This is a genomic window from Klebsiella sp. CN_Kp106 (assembly GCF_040064575.1).
Classification (GTDB): domain Bacteria; phylum Pseudomonadota; class Gammaproteobacteria; order Enterobacterales; family Enterobacteriaceae; genus Klebsiella; species Klebsiella michiganensis.
Map to the genome: position 1 here is coordinate 30,766 of NZ_JBEAIG010000045.1, position 20,362 is coordinate 51,127.

A 20,362-nucleotide genomic window follows, 5' to 3' on the forward strand; every position below is an offset into this window, starting at 1 on the left:
TCAGGACAGAGATGAAGGCATTGTATTCAGCGCGAAGTTGAGGATCTTCTCGCCATCAAATGAGGCATAGGGCAAGCTTTCAATCACGGCAATTTCTTGTGGTAAATGCAGTGCGCTAATAAATTGTTCAACCTTATACTGGATATGCGGCGCAACCAGTACGCCATCATAGGCAGGCGCGACGCTAAAGAAATTTTCAACCCCAACGGCGCTGATTAATAAATCTAATTGCCGATCGTCAGCAATTTTTTGCATTTTGCGGGCAATAATCCCTGCCGTTTCGCCAAACAGACAGCATATTAATAGTTTTTTCACGATTTAACCCTCGGTGAGATAGCGAAGCTACACTATTCCTCCTTTACTCACGAAAATGCGCGATGTATCAATATTTGAGGTTAATTTCTGCGGATATTTTTATTATGACGGAGAGCATCACAGATGCGAAAAACGTATGCCTCTGTGATGCTGTGAATGGCAGGGATGACTCTCAGGCTACCTTTTTTTACGTGAAATCAGGAAGCGATCGCCGGCTCGCGTGAGCTTCGTTCCATTTGTACAGTACTCGATAGCAAAATTAAAAAACTCATCAGAGTCGAGCTCGAAATCCAGTTCGAGTTTAATGGCGTCGCCGGACTGCAGAAGCTGCTTTGCCTGTTCCAGATTGCTGGCTTTTACTGTTCCCATCTCTTCACCTCGTTTTAGCGCTGGTGGCGTCCGGGGGCTATCCTACAGGCTTTGTTTTACGATCGCGTGACACGGCTTATTATTTGCGCTTTCTGCCGTTCGCCAGCCGTTGCCATCGCTATGGATAAGCCGATAGCGATGGTCCGGGGTTCAATCTCAGTCGACGTTATTGAAGTAGTCCCGCGCCGCCGCCTCAACGTTCTTTGCCTCAATGCCCGTTTTCTCGGTGATTGAGGCAATAAACGGCTTGAACTTCTCCGTCATCACATGACCTCCGTCCCAATGAGCGACATAAAAACGGCACTGATAACGATAAAAGTGGAGAGTTTTGTCTCCTAACGTGTAATACATATGAATCTCCGGTTCAGTATGTCGGGTGGACAACAACAAGCGATGAGCAAAGCACGCATCAACGGATTCTATCCTCCTCCCAATTTGGGGAAATTTCCAGCATGCCGTACAAAACCATCTGGAATACGTAGGGAGAGGCATTCTCCAGCCCCGTGCTATGCAACGCCTTACGCAAAATTCAGCGCAACTTCAACGGCTTCACGCCAATCTCCGACAGGCGACTTGAAAAACTCAGATGAACTATCGATACTGTATAAAAACACAGTATTATAACGGGTGAATCTATTATGTTGTTCTATAAACCGGTTGAGTTGCGTCAGATCGTGTCGATTCCGCTGTTTAGCGACCTTGTCCCATGCGGTTTTCCCAGCCCTGCGCAGGATTATATTGAGAAGGGAATCGATCTCAATGAGCTTTGTATCAGCCATCCCGCGGCAACCTATTTTGTCATGGCGACAGGCACCTCAATGGTGGATGCCGGTATTTATGAAGGTACGCTGCTGGTGGTGGATCGCGGCCTGAAAGCGAAGCATGGGGATATCATCATTGCCTCAGTCGACGGTGAATACACGGTTAAGCGTCTTTGTACGCACCCCATCATGCAGCTCTTGCCGATGAACCCGGATTTTCCGCCAATTGTGCTGCGCAACGACGGTGAAGCGCTGGAGATTTTTGGCGTTGTCACTTTCAGCATCAACAGGCTCCGCTGATGTTTGCCCTGGTCGATGTGAATTCATTTTACGCCAGCTGTGAAATAGCCTTTCGCCCTGACTTACGCGGGCGTCCGGTGGTGGTGTTAAGCAATAACGATGGCTGCGTCATCGCCAGAAACCACGAGGCGAAACTGCTGGAAATTCCAATGGGCGCGCCGTATTTCAAAGTGAAATCACAGTTTGAACGTCATCAGGTAGCGGTGTTTAGCAGCAACTATGCCCTTTATGGCGATATGTCCCATCGCGTCATGACGATTCTCGAAGAACTGGCGCCCGCGGTGTATCAATATTCCATTGATGAAGCGTTTGTAAATTTGACCGGGATCCATCGTTCTGAGGAGCTTGAGGCGTTTGGTCGCCACGTGCGTAGTACATTACTCCAGAGTACCGGCTTGACGGTAGGGGTCGGGATCGGGCCGACGAAAATCCTGGCCAAGCTGGCGAATTATGCGGCCAAAAGGTGGCCAAAATTCGAGGGCGTTGTCGATCTCTCATTGCCGGCCAGGCAGAGAAAACTGCTGGAGAAGGTTGCCGTCGGTGAAATCTGGGGAGTGGGGCGACGCATTGCGAAAAAGCTCAATGACATGGGGATTACGACGGCTCTTCAGCTGGCCGAGACGCCCGCTCCGCTGATCAGAAAACATTTCAGCGTTGTAATGGAGCGCACCGTGCGGGAGCTGAGAGGCGAGCCGTGTCTTGAACTGGAAGAGTATATGCCGACTAAACAGCAAATTATCTGCTCGCGTTCCTTTAGTCAGAAGGTGATTGAATACGGGGCGATGCGCGAAGCCGTCTGCAGCCATGCGGTCCGCGCCGCCGAGAAGCTGCGCGCGGAGCACCAGTACTGCCGCTATGTTTCGGTCTTTGTGAAGACCAGTCCGTTTGCGGGTCATGAAGTCTATTACAGCAAAGACGCCGGCACGAAAATCCACATCCCGACGCAGGATAGCCGGGATATCGTCGCTGCGGCGCTAAAATGCCTGGATACTATCTGGCGGGAGGGATGCCGATATCAAAAGTGTGGCGTGATGCTGGGCGATTTCTTTAGCCAGGGAGTGGCGCAGTTAGGCCTGTTTGACGACTATCAGCCGCGAGCGAATAGCGAACAGCTGATGACGGTGCTTGATTTAGTGAACCGACGTGAAAAAGGCCAGCTCTGGTTTGCCGGGCAGGGAATCGAGCGCAGCTGGGAGATGAAACGGCATATGCTGTCGCCAGCCTACACCACCCGATTCAGCGATTTGCTGCGGGTGAAATTGTAGGCTGGTATGAAAGGGAGTGGTTATCCGGAGCGGCGCTCCGGACGACAAACCGTCAAACATATCGCGCAGCGCTTATTGCAGGCCCGCCAGTTCATCGGCGGTCAGCGCTAAAGTTTGCGTTGTTCCGCTTTCGGCAGACTGCGCTGCGGCTTCCAGTACCGCCATGACGGCGAGCGCTTCTAAGGGCGATACCGGGTTGCTGATTTTGCCGGTCAGCGCATCGCGGACGTGAATATAGTACTGCCGCTGATCGCCTCGTGGCGCGCTGATTTCACTGGCGCGCAGGTTGGCATCAAACACCGCCAGGCTATCGTCATCTTCGCCCCAGCTTTCGCTGCCCGGGACCACGCCCGCCAGCAGCTGGCTCTCCTGCTGGTCAGCGCGTTGTTTGACGACGCTACCTTTATCACCATGGACGGTAAAGCGGGATACGCCGCCCGCGACCAGCATGCTGCAGTGCAGAACCACTTTGTGCTGCGGATAGTTCAGCACCACGTGCGCCCAGTCGTTGATTTCCGCGCCTTCACGCAGGGTGGCGATATTTCCCTGCACCGACTGCGGCAGGCCGAACAGCTGCAGCGTCTGGTCGATCAGATGCGGACCTAAATCAAACCACAGGCCGCTGCCCGGTACGTTCTGCTCCCGCCAGCGGACGCGTACTTCCGGGCGGAATCGGTCGAAATGGGATTCAAAATGTTTAACTTTGCCGATGAGCCCCTGTTCGATAACCTGCTTCACGCCCAGATAATCGCTGTCCCAGCGGCGGTTATGGAATACCGACAGCACCCGCTGTTTCTCTTCCGCGAGGGCAATCAGTTCGCGAGCCTCCTGCATATCGAGGGTAAAGGGTTTGTCGACGACGACGTGCTTGCCGGCGTGTAAAGCCAGACGGGCAAGCGGAGCATGGGTTGCGTTAGGAGAGGCGATAACCACCAGATCGACATCCGGATGCTGGATGGCCTCTTCAGGCGATGCGATGACGGTGACGTCTGGCAGGTCACGTTTCACTTTCTCTTCATCACGCGAGGCGACAATCGCCAGATTCAGGCCGTCGACGGACTGGATCAGCGGGGCGTGAAAAGTTTTGCCGACGAAGCCGTAGCCAATCAGGGCAATATTAATGTTCTTACCGGTAGTCATAAGCATCTCCGCGTTATTAAGCATCAGCGATATGGAGCTGTATTGAGTCGTTATCCTTCAGTTCGTCCCAGGGGCGATCGAGGAAGAGCTGATGGATGTCGGCGAGTCCGGCAACCAGCCAGGGTTCGCAGTGATTCAGTTTCATATGATCGGCCACCAGCCAATGTTCCGCGCTGGCCGCCAGCATGGCGCGCTTGACTTCAGCATCCGCCTCCTGACTGGCGCTGAGGCCGAGGTCGGCGTGGAGCGCGCAGGTGCCGAGAACAGCGATATCCGCCCGATAGCGTTCCAGCAGCGAAACCGTAGCGCTACCGGCAAACAGGCGCTGCTGCATATCCCATTTCCCCCCCAGCAAAATAAGCTGAATATCCGCACGGGTGCTGAAGTGCTGGGCAATATCTAAAGAGGGGGTGATGACCGTCATTGGACCCTGTATCTGGGTGGCGACAGCCAGCACGGTGCTCCCGGCGTCAAGAAACAGCGTGGATCCGCCGGGGATCTTCTCCGCCACCATTTTACCTAAGCGCTTCTTGGTATCCGGTAGCAGGGTGTTCCTGTTCTGCCGATTCATGGCGGAGAGATTGAGCGCGATAGCGCCGCCGTGGTTTTTCTGGGCGAGCCCCTGTTTTTCGAGGTCGCTAAGATCGCGGCGCAGCGTATCTGCAGAAACCTGCAGTCTGTCTACCAGCTCACTGATCGTGATCTGGCCTTTTTCACTAAGGATCTCAATGAGATATTTTTGCCTGGCCGTTTTATGCATCGTTTGAACCCGCAAAATGCTGCAATAACTTGCATAATACAGCATTTTGCGGAAAAAGAAATCTTCACAACGCGCGGCCGCGGGGATGAGTTAATGAAGACTTTTATACGGGATGGCTCGATCAAGGGCTGAAATCACCGTTTGAATCCACGTGACGTCGAGGCGATAAGTCGGGATTGCAGAAAAAGACAAGCGATGAATAGTCTAAAATGATACCGAGAAATAACTTGAGTTAATGAGTGTGTTTATATCAAAATTCACTATCAGCAGCGATAGCGCTGGTTTTTGCTAGCGCTTCGTCGTGAGCTGGACTTGCTGGCGACGGTCCGGTTGGCAGAAATATAATTCATATGGATGGCATGACGTTTTCTCACTATTTCCGTTTGGGTTGAATGCTGAAAATATTAATCCCGGATGGGCACCTCGAAGTTAATTGGTGAGGGGAATGCCCGTCACGCCAGATAGCTATTTTACTTAAAGTTCGTTGAGTGCCCGTTCTCAGGTCAAAAAATAATGTTTATTTATATCGTGTTTTTTAAAACGACGATAGCTGTACTGTGCGTATCGTTAGCTATCTGGATAATACTTGATTTACTTTCGTCAGCAGGCTAAATCGATGTTGAATATTGTTATTAAAAATAATAACCAGTTCTTTAATTTGGGATTTCATTTTTTATTGCAAGCGCTCTTCCCGGAATACTCGTTCTCTACACAGGTCACCGCATCGCTTAACGAAGAGCTCGTGCGTGATGCAGACGTCGTCGTACTGGATTTATGTCGCGGAGAAGAGTTCGTATGTCATCCAGAGTTGTTAAATCGTAAACCGGGATTGCTGATCGGCGTGGTTGCCAGGCTAAATCATCGAGGGAGAGGCGCTTTGCCGCTCTGCTTGAAGGAGATAGTTTTTGTTGGGCGCGATGAGAAGCTCTCTCAGGTTATTGCGAAAATTAAACTTTCATGGGTTCTGACGCCTCCGTCAGCAAAAGAAAAGCTGGCGCTCCGGTGCGATAGTTGCCCGCAGAGGACGCTTTCCCCGCAGCAGAGAATCATCGCGGCGGCAATTTATCAGGGGTTAACGGTGAACACGATTGCCAGAAAGCTATCGCTTTGCAATAAAACGGTTTTTGCCCACAAGCGTCTCATTATGTCTAAATTCGATCTACGCAATGATTTAGACCTCGTACTATTGCTGCGTCATCTGGATAACGCACGCCGGGTTGCGAAAGATAATTCTTAACCTTGCAAACCGGCAAGATCGCTCTATTCTTATTTTGCTTACTAAAATGGAGGAAAAAGCAATGTGTACTAATTTGCATGACAACGCTCGTCAATACGCAGAAGAGAAAAAATGAACGGCTCCTGCTAGCCTGCCTTCCCGTCAGCCCAGCGTCTGGCGGCAGGTGATAATGCAGGCTAGACACCGTATTGCAAAGTTCATCAGCAACCCGCCGCCGGCGGGTTCTTTTTTTCAGCCCTCCCGCTTTTCGCCAGTGAATTCAGCAGCATGCCCTGATTAGCTCTTGCGTAACCGTCGCGTAAGGCTAGACTACGGAAATGTGCATGAGTTAACGGAGGTCCAGTGGACGCCATTAAGGGATCGGAACTGAACGTGCCGGATGCCGTTTTTGCATGGGTGTTCGACGGGCAGGGCGGCGTAAAGCCGTTGGTCGACAGTGACACCATTGATAAAGAGCATCCTTGTTGGCTGCATCTCAACTATACCCATGTGGATAGCGCGGAATGGCTGGCATCGACGCCGCTGCTGCCCAATAACGTGCGTGACGCGTTGGCCGGGGAGAGCACTCGTCCGCGAGTGACGAGGATTGGCGATGGGGCGTTAATCACGCTGCGCTGCATCAATGGCAGTACCGATGAGCGCCCGGACCAACTGGTCGCGATGCGTCTTTATATGGATGAGCGCTTGATTGTCTCCACCCGGCAGCGCAAAGTCCTGGCGCTCGACGATGTACTCGGCGATTTGCGTGAGGGCAACGGTCCGGTTGACGGCGGCGGCTGGCTGGTGGAGGTCTGCGATGCGCTGACCGATCACGCCAGCGAGTTTATCGAGCAGCTTCACGACCGGATTATCGATCTGGAAGATGATTTATTGGATCAGCAGGTTCCGCCGCGCGGTTTCCTGGCGCTGTTGCGTAAACAGCTTATCGTCATGCGCCGCTATATGGCGCCGCAGCGCGATGTGTATGCCAGATTGGCCAGCGAGCGTCTGCCGTGGATGACGGACGATCATCGGCGCCGGATGCAGGACATTGCCGAACGTCTGGGGCGAGGTCTGGATGAGATTGATAGCTGCATCGCCCGCACGGCGATTATGAGCGATGAGATCGCGCAGATTATGCAGGAGTCGCTATCGCGAAGAACCTATACGATGTCGTTGATGGCCATGGTTTTTCTGCCCAGTACCTTTTTAACCGGTCTCTTTGGCGTCAACCTCGGCGGCATTCCCGGCAATAGCTGGCATATGGGTTTTGCCATTTTCTGCCTAATGTTAGTCGTTCTCATTGGGGGTGTTACATGGTGGTTGCATCGTAGTAAATGGCTGTAAAGAATCGTCTTTTGTCGCGATGATGATGGTGAAAACCCGGCAATGTTTGAGCGAAATCAATAAACCATCTACCCATTCAGGGCAATATCTCTCTCGCAGGTGAATGCAACGTCAAGCGATGGGCGTTGCGCTCCATATTGTCTTACTTCCTTTTTTGAATTACTGCATAGCACAATTGATTCGTACGACGCCGACTTTAATGAGTCGGCTTTTTTTTTGCGCTCTGTTTCTCAGCTTCTACGCTTAACGGGTGTACCCGCCCACAACCGGGAGTCAATATGCGTAATAAACAGCTGAACTCAATTCCCATTCCGCCGGAACCCAACGATCCGGTACCGGTCCACGATCCCAAACCTCGCCCGCGCCCGTTACCCGACCCGCCGCCTGACGATGAGCCGATTAAATTGTCGCATCGGGAGCGGAGATCTGCGACGATACGCGCCAGCAGATTGTCCGCCCCTAAATGTAATGCGAGAAATAATTGTGACCGCTTTTTCAACTCTGAATGTTTTGCCCGCCGCCCAGCTAACTAACCTGAATGAACTGGGGTATCTTTCGATGACCCCGGTTCAGGCCGCGGCTTTGCCGGCGATTCTTGCGGGTAAAGATGTCCGCGTGCAGGCAAAAACCGGCAGCGGTAAAACGGCGGCATTCGGCCTCGGGCTACTTCAGCACGTTGACGCCTCGCTGTTCCAGACGCAGTCGCTGGTGCTGTGCCCAACCCGCGAGCTGGCGGATCAGGTCGCCGGCGAGCTGCGTCGGCTGGCGCGCTTCATGGCGAATATCAAAATTTTAACCCTCTGCGGCGGCCAGCCCTTTGGCGCCCAGCGCGATTCGCTACAGCATGCGCCGCATATTATCGTTGCTACGCCGGGGCGGTTGCTCGATCACCTGCAAAAGGGCACCGTATCGTTAGATGCCCTACAAACGCTGGTGATGGACGAAGCGGACCGCATGCTGGATATGGGCTTTAACGATGCCATTGATGAAGTGATCCGCTTTGCGCCGGCTTCGCGCCAGACGCTGCTGTTTTCCGCTACGTGGCCGGAAGCGATAGCGGCAATCAGCGGCCGCGTACAAAACAACCCGCAGACTATTGAAATTGACGCCGTTGATGCACTGCCGGCTATCGAGCAGCAGTTTTTTGAAACCTCGCAACACGGCAAAATCGCGCTGCTGCAAAAGCTGTTGAGCCAGCATCAGCCCGCCTCCTGCGTGGTGTTCTGCAACACCAAAAAAGATTGTCAGGCCGTCTGCGACTCGCTAAACGCCGCCGGGCAAAGCGCGCTGTCGCTGCATGGCGACCTTGAACAGCGCGATCGCGACCAGACGCTGGTGCGCTTTGCTAACGGGAGCGCGCGCGTGCTGGTGGCGACCGATGTTGCTGCGCGCGGGTTAGATATCAAGTCGCTTGAGCTGGTGGTGAACTATGAACTGGCCTGGGATCCAGAGGTTCACGTACACCGTATTGGTCGTACCGCCCGCGCCGGTGAAAGCGGCCTGGCGATTAGCCTCTGTGCGCCGGAAGAGGCGCAGCGTGCAAATATCCTTGCCGAAATGCTGCAAATGAAGCTCAACTGGATGAGTGGGCCGACGAATAGCAGCGTTGTGCCACTGCAGGCAGAGATGGCCACGCTATGCATTGATGGCGGCAAAAAAGCGAAGATGCGCGCGGGCGATGTGCTGGGGGCGTTGACCGGTGATATCGGTCTTGAGGGCGCAGATATCGGTAAAATCACCGTTCATCCGGCGCATGTCTACGTTGCCGTGCGTCAGGGCGTCGCGCATAAAGCGTTTAAGCAGCTACAAAACGGGAAAATTAAAGGTAAAGCCTGCCGGGTTCGTTTGCTGAAATAAGCGCGGAAAAGGCGTCTCAGGCGCGTGCCTGAGACGCAAAGACGTTATTTTACTTCCACAACGTTCAGGCGCAGCTCATCCAGCTGCGCGTCATCTTCATCCGGCTGCCAGCCGGCCGGCTGCATCGGAATCTCTTCACGATCGAACGCCAGATCGCCGCCGTCAACGACCGCAGAGCCGTGCTGAATGCCTTTAAAGTCGAACAGGTTGACGTCGCTGAGATGGGAAGGCACCACGTTCTGCATCGCGCTAAACATCGTTTCGATGCGCCCTGGATAGCGTTTGTCCCAGTCACGCAGCATGTCGGCAATGACCTGGCGCTGGAGGTTGGGCTGCGAGCCGCACAGGTTGCACGGAATAATCGGAAAACCTTTCGCCTGGGAGAAACGCTCAATATCTTTTTCCCTGCAGTAGGCCAGCGGGCGAATCACGATATGTTTACCGTCATCGCTCATCAGCTTCGGCGGCATCCCTTTCATCTTCCCGCCGTAGAACATATTCAGAAACAGAGTCTGCAGGATGTCGTCGCGGTGGTGGCCGAGGGCGATTTTGGTCGCGCCCAGCTCAGAAGCGGTGCGGTAAAGAATGCCGCGGCGCAGACGTGAGCAGAGCGAACAGGTGGTTTTACCTTCCGGGATTTTTTCTTTAACAATGCCGTAGGTATTTTCTTCAACAATCTTGTATTCAACGCCCAACTGCTCAAGATATTCCGGCAGGATATGTTCGGGGAAGCCCGGCTGTTTTTGATCGAGGTTGACCGCCACCAGGGAGAAGGAAATTGGCGCGCTTTTCTGCAAGTTGCGCAAAATCTCCAGCATGGTGTAGCTGTCTTTACCGCCGGAGAGGCAAACCATGATGCGGTCGCCTTCTTCAATCATATTAAAATCAGCGATCGCCTCGCCGACGTTACGGCGCAGGCGCTTCTGCAATTTGTCGATATTGTATTTTTCTTTCTTTGTAACTTGCTGATTATCAAGCATTATAAACGTTCTCTGAAACGAAAAGGCATGTAAGGGGCAAAGTTAACTTCACGGTGCAAGCCCGGCGTCAGGCATTGATAGCCGATCGCCGTTCATTTCATCCATCCCTGTACTGTCGACTTTGAACACCATTTATTGCGTTTTCATGCCCCATCTGGTTAACAATGGTTAGCACCGGCTTACAGCAGCCAGCAGGCAAAAGTATGTCGCGTATGGTACGGATTCCGACGACGAATGCCAGCGCGTTTTACGGCGGCTTTCCATCTGCTAACGATAGTGCGGCGAGTTTTGGCCTCAATCCCCCCTCCGGGCAGAAAGACAAACGTCGTTTTCAGGCTCGCCAGCGTCACACGCCCGGTGATGGAGTGTATCTGGTAAAAGGGTGCGAGAATTTATTGTTCGCGATAATCAAAAAGCGTTGGCAAGGTACCTCGCTTTTTTTAAAGCAGGGGCCTTGTTCCTGCTTTTGCCATAATCCGCCAGGATCGCGATATAATTATTTGCATCCTGATAATTACACAGCGAAGGTATTTGGCGCAGGTGAATAACAGCGGTAAAGTTTGAGTAAAAATAACCTGATGCACACTGATTCCCTACAACGCCAGAGCAGTTAGATTTTTTCCTGATAATAATCTGAATATGTGCCTGCTCAATGGGGTTTTTCCTTGCAAAACGAAGCGCTTATCCAGCCCACATTCGTATTTCTCGGATTATGAATAAGGCAATTACAAAAATTGACAGTTGCCTGATATTTTTATGAGATTTAAACTTTCACTGCAACTTATGGATTAACTTTGATTATGGGAATAAAAATGAAAAAAAGTACCGTTGCAGTAATGATGATAGCGACTCTTTCAGGATCAGCTTATGCCGAGTCAATGCAGTTAAGCCCAAATTTTTCTGCGGAAAGTTTTACTGTATCGACGTCTGCAGGGATGCTGAGTGGGAAATCACAGGAGAGAGTTTATGACGCGGATACGGGGCGAAAGGTCAGTCAACTTGACTGGAAAATAAAGAATGTCGCCATTGTGAAAGGTGATATCTCATGGGATGCCTACTCCTTTTTGACGCTGACCGCCCGCGGCTGGACGTCGTTGGCTTCAGGTTCAGGACATATGGATGACTATGACTGGATGAACGATAACCAGTCCGGTTGGACAGATCATTCATCTCATCCCAGCACCAATGTCAATTATGCCAATGAATACGATCTCAGCGTGCAGGGCTGGCTTTTCCAGGACGACAATTATAAAGCGGGCGTAATTGCGGGTTATCAGGAAACGCGTTTCAGCTGGACGGCTACCGGAGGTTCTTACAATTATGATAACGGTGCGACGACTGGCAATTTTCCGACCGGTGAGCGTGGGATAGGATACAGCCAGAGATTCTCCATGCCCTATATCGGTCTCGCGGGTCAATATCGTATCAATGACTTTGAGTTTAATGCCTTGTTTAAATTCAGTGATTGGGTCAGAGCTCATGATAACGACGAACACTATATGCGTGAGTTGACCTTTCGCGAGAAATCAACTAATTCGCGTTATTATGGTACATCGGTTGATGCCGGGTATTACATCACGCCTCATGCCAAGGTTTTTACTGAATTCACCTATAGTAAATATGAAGAGGGTAAGGGAGGCACTCAGATTATTGATACCTATAGCGGTGAATCAGCTTCAATTGGAGGAGATGCTGCCGGCATTGCAAATAAAAACTATACCATCACAGCCGGACTTCAATATCGATTCTAAATCATTACCGCCCGTGGATATAGCAAGCAAAACTCGCTAATCCCGGAGCGCGCGATAATCAGTATGGAGTGTCTCCCGCTCTGAGGGCACTCCATTATCCACGGCCATATCACCCGAATGCTTCAGAGGATGGATTGTGGCAAGCGCAAAGGGATCGCCCAGGAATTGCTAAAAACCGAAGGTAAATGCAAGGCGCTTATCCTCGTGTGCCGGCATTTCATTTATCTCCTCGTATGCTCTACCTGTGGCGCAAAATCTGCCACGAACAAAGATACGATTCACGAATGCATCAGGTAACCTTCAGGTAGGGGCGCGAAAAGATGAGTTTGTCCGGGCAAAGAGAAGGCAATTGAACCGAAAGGGAAATGGGCAGGCAATGATGATGCCTGCCGCCGGCAATTATTTAGCGCAATAGACGCGCGCTTCACGCGGAGTATAAATACCCAGGGTGACAAAACCCAGCAGGCCGTTGACAAAAGTCTGCTGCACTTCAGTACGGACTACTTTGTCGGCGCCGCCGCAGACTTTGGCAGCATCAATTTGCTTCGACTGGCCAATGCCGCTGACAAAGAAGTGGTGAGTGGTGACCTGCTGAGGTTGAACGGTGACGCCAGGATTTACCGAGAAGCTCTGCTGGGCGCAACCAGAAATAGCGGCTGCGGCGAAAACTACCATAATTAACTTTTTCATTTCATCCCTATAATTGTTGTAAAACATACCCATGTTCGGGCAAAGGTTTTATACAGCAAAATGAAAAAGACACAACGTACTAATTTTTATAGTACCAGGTAAATGATTCCCCTATCTGCGATGCTGCGGGTACGGCCCAGTGCTCAGATTGCGGAAAAAAAGCCCGCACAGCGGCGGGCAGAGTAGGTTTACCGCACGACCAGCACCGAACATTCCGCATGGCGGACAACGGCGGCGGCGTTAGAGCCCAGCAGATAGGTGGTGATATCGGGACGGTGCGAAGAGATAATCACCAGATCCGCGGGGAGAGACTTCGCCATAGCAAGGATTTTATCTTTTGGCGAGCCTTCCGAAACGTGAAAATGGATACGGTCTTCGGGAATAGTAAACTTTTTCACAATCTCTTTCAGCCGCGATTCCGATTCGGCTTTGAGGTCATCCATCGCCGGCAGCTCTGCGGTGTAAGCCATTCCCAGCGAAGCGTAATAGGGAAGGGAGGGAATGACGGTCAGGAAATGCACCTCGGCATCATCGATTCTGGCTTCAGCTTCAACATGCTTGATAACGCGATCGGTTAATTCTGTATCGGAAATATCGATGGGCACAAGAATCATTCTGTTCATAAAACCTCCTGTTTAAGTAACCACTTAAAGTGTAGGCCATCCAGTTGATTATTGTACATTGAGCGCAATCACACTTTCGCCATCAGGCACGGCGGCGTTCAGTAAATTTTCCTTTGATCACGCCGTCGTAAAAACGGCCTTTAGAAACCACCTGGAGAAAGTCGCGGAAAATGCGCGGCGGGACGCCGAGATACTGTAGGGTTTTGTTATCGCGAAAACGAATTTCAAGAATACCGGAGGACTCATCGTAGGCGATGGAATGGATACGGGATGATTTCACGGGATGATGGTACATGGCGGGCGTCCTCTACGGCTACGGCGGTTCCTGGTAGCAATATAACATTCATCGGTCGATTATTTTAAAGCAATTGATATATTGTTTTGCTTTGAATGCAGTCGATGGCCGGGAGGGGAAGAGAAAGCCCGCCGTTGCCAGCGGGCCCGCTGATTAGAACTGGTAAACCAGGCCTAAAGCAACCACGTCATCGGTAGAGATGCCGTTGTTGGAATAGAAGCTATCGTCTTCGTCCAGCAGGTTGATTTTGTAATCAACGTAGGTGGACATATTACGGTTGAAGTAATAAGTCGCACCAATGTCAGCATATTTAACCAGATCTTTGTCACCATCGGTTTTGCTCAAATCTTTACCTTTAGACATCAGGAAAGAGACCGCCGGACGCAGACCAAAGTCGAACTGATACTGCGCAGTTACTTCAAAGTTCTGGGTTTTATTGGCGACGCCGTTGCCGTTACCGTATGGCGTCATGTTGCGGGTTTCGGAATACATGGTTGCCAGGTAAATATTGTTGGCATCGTATTTCAGGCCGGTAGTCCAGGCTTCCGCTTTATCGCCCTGTGCGGTAGTTTGGGTCATCTGATCGTTGGTACGGTCAGAAGAGGTGTAGGCGGCGGCAGCGCTGATACCCATACCGAAATCATAAGAAGTTGACAGACCAAAACCGTCGCCGTTGGCGTTACGTACGCTGCGATCGCCGTTGTTGGTGCCTTCGCCGCTGCCTGCGTTTTCATTTTTACCCTGATACTGCAGGGCGAAGTTCAGGCCGTTAACCAGACCGAAGAAGTCATTGTTACGGTAGGTCGCTACGCCGTTAGCGCGGCCGGTCATAAAGTTATCGGCCTGGGTGTAGGAGTCGCCGCCGAACTCTGGCAGCATATCGGTCCAGCCTTCTACGTCGTACAGTACGCCGTAGTTACGGCCATAGTCGAATGAACCGTAGTTAGCGAATTTTAGACCCGCAAACGCCAGACGGGTCCAGGACTGGTTGTCGGCGCCTTCGGTGTTGTTCGCCTGAACGTTATATTCCCACTGACCGTAGCCGGTCAGCTGATCGTTAATCTGAGTTTCGCCTTTGAAGCCAAGACGGACGTAGGATTGATCGCCATCTTTAGATGAATCATCGGAGAAATAATGCAGACCATCTACCTTGCCATAGAGGTCCAGTTTATTTCCGTCTTTATTATAAATCTCAGCAGAGTGAGCAGCGCCAGCAGCTAACAATGCCGGGATAACGAGGGCCAGTACTTTTCTTTTCATTTAGACAATCCTTTAACGGTTTTTGTTTTAGCTTCCTCCTGGGAAGTGAACTCATGCTAAATGAGCAAATTAAGATATGGTAAATATCAATTGTTACGATATGAGTAAAATCTAAAATAAATAATTCAACTGAAATGGTGATAATTATAATGAATGATTTTGTGAAATACATACAAAATAAAAATTATACACGGTGATTTTAATATCGTATTATCCGCCCGTTATATGCCTTTTATTGTCATCTAAGAATTTATGTTGCCCTCCGTTCCTGAGAATGGTTTTTATTGAGCGGTAAAATGACAAGCCCGAATGAATATTCGGGCTTTTTTTATGGGTGGCTAAAAAAGCGTCAGTAAATTAGCTTTCGGTTGCCGGTTTTTCCACCTTACCGGCCAGCTGGGCAAGGAAGTCATAGCGTTTTTGTAAATCCGCCGTCGCATCCTTCCACAGCTGTTCCGCGACTTCCGGCTGCTGCGCGTTAAGGCGGCGGAAGCGCTGCTCGTTCAGGAGCGTTTCTGCCAGCGCGTCTGACGGCGGACGGGAGTCCAGCGCCAGCGGAAGTTTACCTTCATCGGCGCGACGTGGGTCAAAGCGATACAGCGGCCAGAATCCGGTCGCGGTCAGCTGACGCATCTGATCGTGGCTCAGCGCCAGATCGTAACCGTGTTCTTCGCAAGGGCTGTAGGCAATAATCAGCGACGGGCCCGGATACGCTTCCGCTTCCTGAATCGCTTTTACCGTCTGGTTCAGCTGCGCGCCAAGGGAAATCTGCGCGACGTAAACGTGGCCGTACATCATCATGCTGACGCCGAGGTCTTTGCGCGCCTTGCGCTTACCGTGTTCGCCAAACTTGGTGACCGCCCCCAGCGGGGTGGCTTTTGATGCCTGGCCGCCGGTGTTGGAATAGCATTGGGTATCGAGCACCAGAATATTGACGTTTTCGGTCAGGCTCAGCACGTGGTCAAGACCGCCGAAGCCGATATCGTAGGCCCAGCCATCGCCACCGATTAGCCAGATCGATTTCTCGACCAGCGCGTCGGCGTCGGTTAGCAGCTCTTTCGCGTCGGCTTCATTTGCCAGAACCTTACGCAGCTCGGCCACCTGTTCGCGGCGTACTTCAGGCGTTGCTTCCGCGTGCAGCGCGTCGTTAAGCGCGGGCGGAAGTTTATCGGCGAACTGCGACAGCAGACGCATTACGCGCTGACGGTGCTGATCGACGGTGAGGCGGAAACCGAGACCAAACTCGGCATTATCCTCGAACAGCGAGTTAGCCCACGCCGGGCCGCGGCCGTTGGCATCGGTGGTGTAGGGCGTGGAAGGCAGGTTGCCGCCGTAAATCGATGAACAACCGGTGGCGTTGGCAATCAGCATCCGGTCGCCGTAGAGCTGAGTCAGCAGCTTGATATACGGCGTTTCGCCGCAGCCGGAGCAGGCGCCGGAGTATTCGAACAGCGGGCTGATCAGCTGCGAGGTGCGGATATCGATACGCTCCAGCTTGCTGCGGTCCATTTCCGGCAGATTGAGGAAGTAGTCATAATTCACTTTCTCTTCTTCAACATGTTCAAGGCGCGACATCATATTGATGGCCTTGATTTCCGGGTTCTGCCTGTCTTTGGCCGGACAAACCTCGACGCAGAGATTACAGCCGGTGCAATCTTCAGGCGCGACCTGCAGAACGTACTTCTGGCCGCGCATATCGCGGGATTTAACGTCCAGAGAATGCAGGCTGGCCGGGGCATTTTCCATCGCGTCCGGGGAGACCACTTTCGCGCGGATTGCCGAGTGCGGGCAGGCGGCCACGCAGTGGTTACACTGGGTGCAAAGTTCTTCCTTCCAGATAGGGATCTCTTCGGCGATATTGCGTTTTTCCCAGCGGGTGGTGCCCATCGGCCAGGTACCGTCCGGCGGCAGGGCGGAGACCGGAAGCGCATCGCCGAGCCCGGCCAGCATGGCGGCGGTCACGGTTTTGACGAAATCCGGCGCGGCGTCGGAGACGACCGGCGGGCGGTTCGGGCTGTTGGCGTCGACCTGCTGCAGCGGCACTTCCGCCAGCGACTCGCGGGCCAGGGCCAGCGCCTGCCAGTTGCGTTCGACCAGCTCCTGACCTTTGCTGCTGTAGCTTTTAGCAATCGCCCCCTGCAGCTCCGACAGCGCGCTATCGCCCGGCAGGATCTGCGTCAGATGGAAAAAGGCCATCTGCATGACGGTGTTGATACGCGCTCCAAGGCTACACTCGCGGGCGATTTTTGCCGCGTTAACGATATAAAACCGCGCTTTTTTCTGATTCAGCGTAGCCTGGACTTCCTGCGGCAGACGCGACCAGACCTCTTCGGCGCCGTAAGGCGTGTTGAGCAGGAAAATACCGCCGGGCTTCAGGCGTTCAACCATCTGATACTTGTCGATAAACTGCAGCTGGTGGCAGCCGACGAAATCCGCCTGTGAAATCAGATAGGAAGAACGAATCGGCTTCTCGCTAACGCGCAGATGGGAAACCGTCAGGCCGCCAGCCTTTTTCGAATCATAGACGAAATAGCCCTGCGAGAACCACGGCGTCGAGTTACCGATAATCTTGATATTGTTTTTGGTGGCCGAGACGCTACCGTCGCTGCCGAGCCCGTAAAACAGGGCTTCCAGCTTCGCCTCCGACGGCAGCGTGTTTTCTACCAGCGGCAGCGAAAGATTGGTGACGTCATCGTAGATGCCGACGGTAAAGCGCGGCTTGGGTTTAGCGGCGCTCAGTTCGTTGAATATCGCCAGGACGCACTCCGGCCCGAACTCTTTTGAAGAGAGACCGTAGCGGCCGCCAATGGTACGCGGCAGGGTTTCTCGCTCGCCGCGGTTGAAGGCTTCCGCCAGCGCGGTCATCACGTCGAGATACAGCGGCTCAGCCTGGGCGCCCGGTTCCTTGGTGCGGTCAAGCACCGCTACGGCGCGGGCGCTTACCGGCAGCGCTTCCAGCAGGTGGGCTGCGGAGAAGGGGCGGTAAAGACGAACTTTCAGTACACCGACTTTTTCACCGCGGCTCAGCAGTTCATCAACCACTTCCTCACAGGTGCCGATTGCGGAGCCCATAATCACGATAACGCGCTCGGCTTGTGGATGGCCGTAGAACTCAAACGGTTTGTACTGACGCCCGGTGGCGGCGGCAAAATCGTTCATCGCCGTTTCAACGTGCGCGTAAACCGCGTCGTACCACGGGTTAGTTGCTTCACGTGACTGGAAGTAGGTATCCGGATTCGCTGAGGTGCCGCGGATTACCGGATGTTCGGGGTTCAGGGCGCGCTGGCGATGTTCATCGATTTTATCCTGCGGCAGCAGGCTGAGAAGGGTATCGTCCGCCAGCGGGGCGATTTTGTTGATTTCGTGCGAGGTGCGGAAACCATCAAAGAAATGAATAAATGGCACCCGGCTTTGCAGCGTGGCGATATGCGAAATCAGCGCAAAGTCCTGGGCTTCCTGGACGCTGCTGGCGCAGAGCATCGCGCAGCCGGTCTGACGCACGGCCATGACGTCCGAGTGATCGCCGAATATGGAGAGCGCGTGGGTTGCCACGGTGCGGGCGGCGACGTGCAGAACAAACGGCATCAGCTGGCCGGCCAGTTTGTACAGCGTCGGGATCATCAGCAGTAAACCCTGCGATGAAGTAAAAGAGGTCGAGAGGGCGCCGGTTTGCAGCGCGCCGTGTACGGTGCCGATTGCCCCGGCTTCCGACTGCATTTCGACGACGCGGGGGACATCGCCCCAGACGTTTTTCAGCCCGTTGCCCGCCCAGGCGTCCGCCTGCTCCGCCATCGTGGAGCTGGGCGTGATCGGGTAGATGGCGATAACTTCACTGGTGCGAAACGCGACTGAAGCAACCGCGCCATTACCGTCGATAGTGATCATATCAATACTCACATTGCTAAATTTTTGATAAAAAAAGTTTTTATGCCCATTGATACACGCTGAGCACTCGCTGAGCTCTTCTGCGAAACCGCTATCGGCGCGATTCCACCGGTAGCGGATAAGTTCGTATCTCACCTGCCTGGTAACGGGGTTGCGTTACCTGCATCGCTACGGGCAGGGTGACCGGGTTTGTGAATCACTGTTTAAGTATAGACCCCAGAGGAACATGATTTTTTGATCTCCAGTAGCGACAAAATCCATAGTTCAGATAAATTAATTCAAGGTATTACATAGGTGCCTACGTATGAACGACACCCTACACCAAAATCAGTGGCGTCATTTTTCCATAAGTAGCAGTGTGGCGAATTTCGCCAGTCAAAGCCTCCTGACCGACAACACTGTCTTAATTACCTGTAGGTAATTTATTCGAGTTTTGCTATATTTTAGATACCTGATGGTAAATGGCGTTAGAATCATTGCGATGGATAAATACGAAATCAGACGACAGCGCTTGCTCTATATCCGTGATAATTTATGCGGCGGTAAGGCTGTTGATGTGGCCCGAACCCTTGGACGGGAGCCTTCTTACGTCTCAAGGATGCTCTACCCCGAAGGCAAAAAGCAAAAGAAAAGGATAGCTGACGAGATGGTCGAACTTATTGAATCTTCGTTCAATCTGCCCCGTGGATGGATGGACGGTATCACCGGTAATATTGATATCGAGCGAGAACCGGTAGAGGATTCGCCGCAGATGCCATATGTCATTGAGGTTCTGGATGCCCAGGCCAGCGCAGGGCCGGGCTGCATTGTCTCCAGTGAGGTTGATGAAACGGTGAATAGCATCACCTATGACTCTGCCGGCGCGCTGCGGCTTTTTGGTAACCGGCCCGCAGAGCATATCAAGGTGATCACGGTCTCCGGCGATAGCATGTCCGGCACCATTGAGACCGGTGACTACATTTTTGTCGATGTCTCGAAAGACTACTTTGAAGGTGACGGCATTTATGTCTTTTCTTTTAAAGGCGCGGTGCTGGTGAAACGTCTTCAGTTCACGGCGGATGGGCTGCTCGTTCACTCGGATAACAGCAAATATGCGGACTGGACGATTGGCGAAAGCCATGAACAGTATCTGAAGATCATTGGTCGCGTGATTTATAGCCACAGCGTTAAACGCTTTGTTTAAAGGCGTTCATTGCCGCGCAGCTTCGCCATCCTGTTTCTGTCATAAACCCTGAGCTCAGCCATAAGCATTACCCGGGTATGCCACCTGTACGCCGGGCATACCTGCGGCTTCTCACCCCCCAATCCTGTGACCCGCTGTTCAACACTACCCGCCTCGGACCTTTTCAGCTGTTTTTACGCGGCATACCACTTTTTTTTCAAAAATATTTTCAATATTTTCAATTGGTTAATGTGTTTTTGTCATAAAGTATACCTATGGGTATTTATTTTTAAATAACCCTGAGGTATTCTTCTGTCATCAGCTTGATAGGCAGCACTATCCGGATGATGAAATACAACGATTCATAACTGAATCTACGTGGCTGA

General features: G+C 52.4%; 19 protein-coding genes and 1 pseudogene. 9 read left to right on the plus strand and 11 right to left on the minus strand.

Annotation, left to right across the window (positions count from 1 at the left end; translation table 11 throughout):
- From ABLU96_RS12410 to ABLU96_RS12420, 3 genes are all read right to left on the minus strand, one after another.
- Window positions 1-315: a PTS cellobiose transporter subunit IIB gene (locus tag ABLU96_RS12410; protein ID WP_004850294.1), complete on the minus strand. Its 315-nt coding sequence runs from the start codon at window positions 313-315 to the stop codon at window positions 1-3.
- Window positions 316-492: 177 nt separating this feature from the next.
- Window positions 493-684: a hypothetical protein gene (locus ABLU96_RS12415; protein WP_004850297.1), complete on the minus strand. Its 192-nt coding sequence runs from the start codon at window positions 682-684 to the stop codon at window positions 493-495.
- Window positions 685-840: 156 nt separating this feature from the next.
- Window positions 841-1,035 (minus strand): hypothetical protein, encoded by a 195-nt coding sequence (locus tag ABLU96_RS12420; RefSeq protein ID WP_014229113.1) that lies wholly within the window; start codon window positions 1,033-1,035, stop codon window positions 841-843.
- Window positions 1,036-1,322: 287 nt separating this feature from the next.
- Here ABLU96_RS12420 and umuD point away from each other — a divergent pair, with 287 nt between their 5' ends.
- A complete protein-coding gene (gene umuD / locus ABLU96_RS12425) occupies window positions 1,323-1,745 on the plus strand; it encodes a translesion error-prone DNA polymerase V autoproteolytic subunit (protein WP_004850301.1) in 423 nt (140 codons plus the stop codon).
- Entirely contained in the window at window positions 1,745-3,010 is a 1,266-nt protein-coding gene (gene umuC, locus ABLU96_RS12430) for a translesion error-prone DNA polymerase V subunit UmuC (RefSeq protein ID WP_064406326.1), read from the plus strand. The genes umuD and umuC overlap by 1 nt, the downstream gene beginning before the upstream one ends.
- A 72-nt stretch (window positions 3,011-3,082) precedes the next feature.
- Here umuC and ABLU96_RS12435 read toward each other — a convergent pair whose 3' ends face one another.
- Both ABLU96_RS12435 and ABLU96_RS12440 read right to left on the minus strand, forming a co-directional pair.
- Entirely contained in the window at window positions 3,083-4,174 is a 1,092-nt protein-coding gene (locus ABLU96_RS12435; RefSeq protein WP_170873315.1) for an oxidoreductase, read from the minus strand.
- Window positions 4,167-4,910, minus strand: coding sequence for a DeoR/GlpR family DNA-binding transcription regulator (locus ABLU96_RS12440; RefSeq protein WP_025107980.1), 744 nt, complete (start codon window positions 4,908-4,910; stop codon window positions 4,167-4,169). The genes ABLU96_RS12435 and ABLU96_RS12440 overlap by 8 nt, the downstream gene beginning before the upstream one ends.
- 616 nt (window positions 4,911-5,526) lie before the next feature.
- Here ABLU96_RS12440 and ABLU96_RS12445 point away from each other — a divergent pair.
- The 4 genes and pseudogenes from ABLU96_RS12445 to dbpA all read left to right on the plus strand — a co-directional run bounded on the left by ABLU96_RS12445 (window position 5,527) and on the right by dbpA (window position 9,330).
- On the plus strand, window positions 5,527-6,147 hold the full coding sequence (locus tag ABLU96_RS12445; RefSeq protein ID WP_025107979.1) for a LuxR C-terminal-related transcriptional regulator: 621 nt from the start codon (window positions 5,527-5,529) through the stop codon (window positions 6,145-6,147).
- Between the two features lie 342 nt (window positions 6,148-6,489).
- A complete protein-coding gene (gene zntB, locus ABLU96_RS12450) occupies window positions 6,490-7,473 on the plus strand; it encodes a zinc transporter ZntB (RefSeq protein WP_004850311.1) in 984 nt (327 codons plus the stop codon).
- A gap of 278 nt (window positions 7,474-7,751) precedes the next feature.
- Window positions 7,752-7,916, plus strand: a pseudogene (locus ABLU96_RS12455) (hypothetical protein); the annotation flags it as partial.
- Between the two features lie 40 nt (window positions 7,917-7,956).
- On the plus strand, window positions 7,957-9,330 hold the full coding sequence (dbpA, locus tag ABLU96_RS12460) for an ATP-dependent RNA helicase DbpA (protein ID WP_348862547.1): 1,374 nt from the start codon (window positions 7,957-7,959) through the stop codon (window positions 9,328-9,330).
- A 44-nt stretch (window positions 9,331-9,374) separates the two neighbouring features.
- Here dbpA and ttcA read toward each other — a convergent pair whose 3' ends face one another.
- On the minus strand, window positions 9,375-10,310 hold the full coding sequence (gene ttcA / locus ABLU96_RS12465; RefSeq protein WP_025107977.1) for a tRNA 2-thiocytidine(32) synthetase TtcA: 936 nt from the start codon (window positions 10,308-10,310) through the stop codon (window positions 9,375-9,377).
- Window positions 10,311-10,513: 203 nt separating this feature from the next.
- On the opposite strand from ttcA, the gene ABLU96_RS12470 reads away from it, so the two are divergent.
- Together ABLU96_RS12470 and ABLU96_RS12475 are read left to right on the plus strand one after the other, a co-directional pair.
- Window positions 10,514-10,858, plus strand: coding sequence for a hypothetical protein (locus ABLU96_RS12470; RefSeq protein WP_129896955.1), 345 nt, complete (start codon window positions 10,514-10,516; stop codon window positions 10,856-10,858).
- A 264-nt stretch (window positions 10,859-11,122) separates the two neighbouring features.
- Window positions 11,123-12,061: an omptin family outer membrane protease gene (locus ABLU96_RS12475; RefSeq protein WP_025107976.1), complete on the plus strand. Its 939-nt coding sequence runs from the start codon at window positions 11,123-11,125 to the stop codon at window positions 12,059-12,061.
- A gap of 399 nt (window positions 12,062-12,460) precedes the next feature.
- Here ABLU96_RS12475 and ABLU96_RS12480 read toward each other — a convergent pair whose 3' ends face one another.
- From ABLU96_RS12480 to nifJ, 5 genes are all read right to left on the minus strand, one after another.
- Entirely contained in the window at window positions 12,461-12,751 is a 291-nt protein-coding gene (locus ABLU96_RS12480; protein WP_014229121.1) for a Bor family protein, read from the minus strand.
- A 188-nt stretch (window positions 12,752-12,939) separates the two neighbouring features.
- Window positions 12,940-13,374, minus strand: a complete 435-nt coding sequence (gene uspF / locus ABLU96_RS12485) for a universal stress protein UspF (RefSeq protein ID WP_025107975.1) — start codon at window positions 13,372-13,374, stop codon at window positions 12,940-12,942.
- Between the two features lie 82 nt (window positions 13,375-13,456).
- A complete protein-coding gene (locus ABLU96_RS12490; protein WP_025107974.1) occupies window positions 13,457-13,669 on the minus strand; it encodes a KTSC domain-containing protein in 213 nt (70 codons plus the stop codon).
- A gap of 153 nt (window positions 13,670-13,822) precedes the next feature.
- Window positions 13,823-14,929 (minus strand): porin OmpC, encoded by a 1,107-nt coding sequence (gene ompC, locus ABLU96_RS12495; RefSeq protein WP_025107973.1) that lies wholly within the window; start codon window positions 14,927-14,929, stop codon window positions 13,823-13,825.
- Between the two features lie 357 nt (window positions 14,930-15,286).
- Window positions 15,287-18,814 (minus strand): pyruvate:ferredoxin (flavodoxin) oxidoreductase, encoded by a 3,528-nt coding sequence (gene nifJ / locus ABLU96_RS12500; RefSeq protein WP_064406366.1) that lies wholly within the window; start codon window positions 18,812-18,814, stop codon window positions 15,287-15,289.
- A 481-nt stretch (window positions 18,815-19,295) separates the two neighbouring features.
- Here nifJ and ABLU96_RS12505 point away from each other — a divergent pair, with 481 nt between their 5' ends.
- Window positions 19,296-19,997 carry a S24 family peptidase gene (locus tag ABLU96_RS12505; protein WP_046877232.1) on the plus strand — a complete coding sequence of 234 codons (702 nt, stop codon included), beginning with the start codon at window positions 19,296-19,298 and terminating at the stop codon, window positions 19,995-19,997.
- Window positions 19,998-20,362 lie beyond the last annotated feature (365 nt).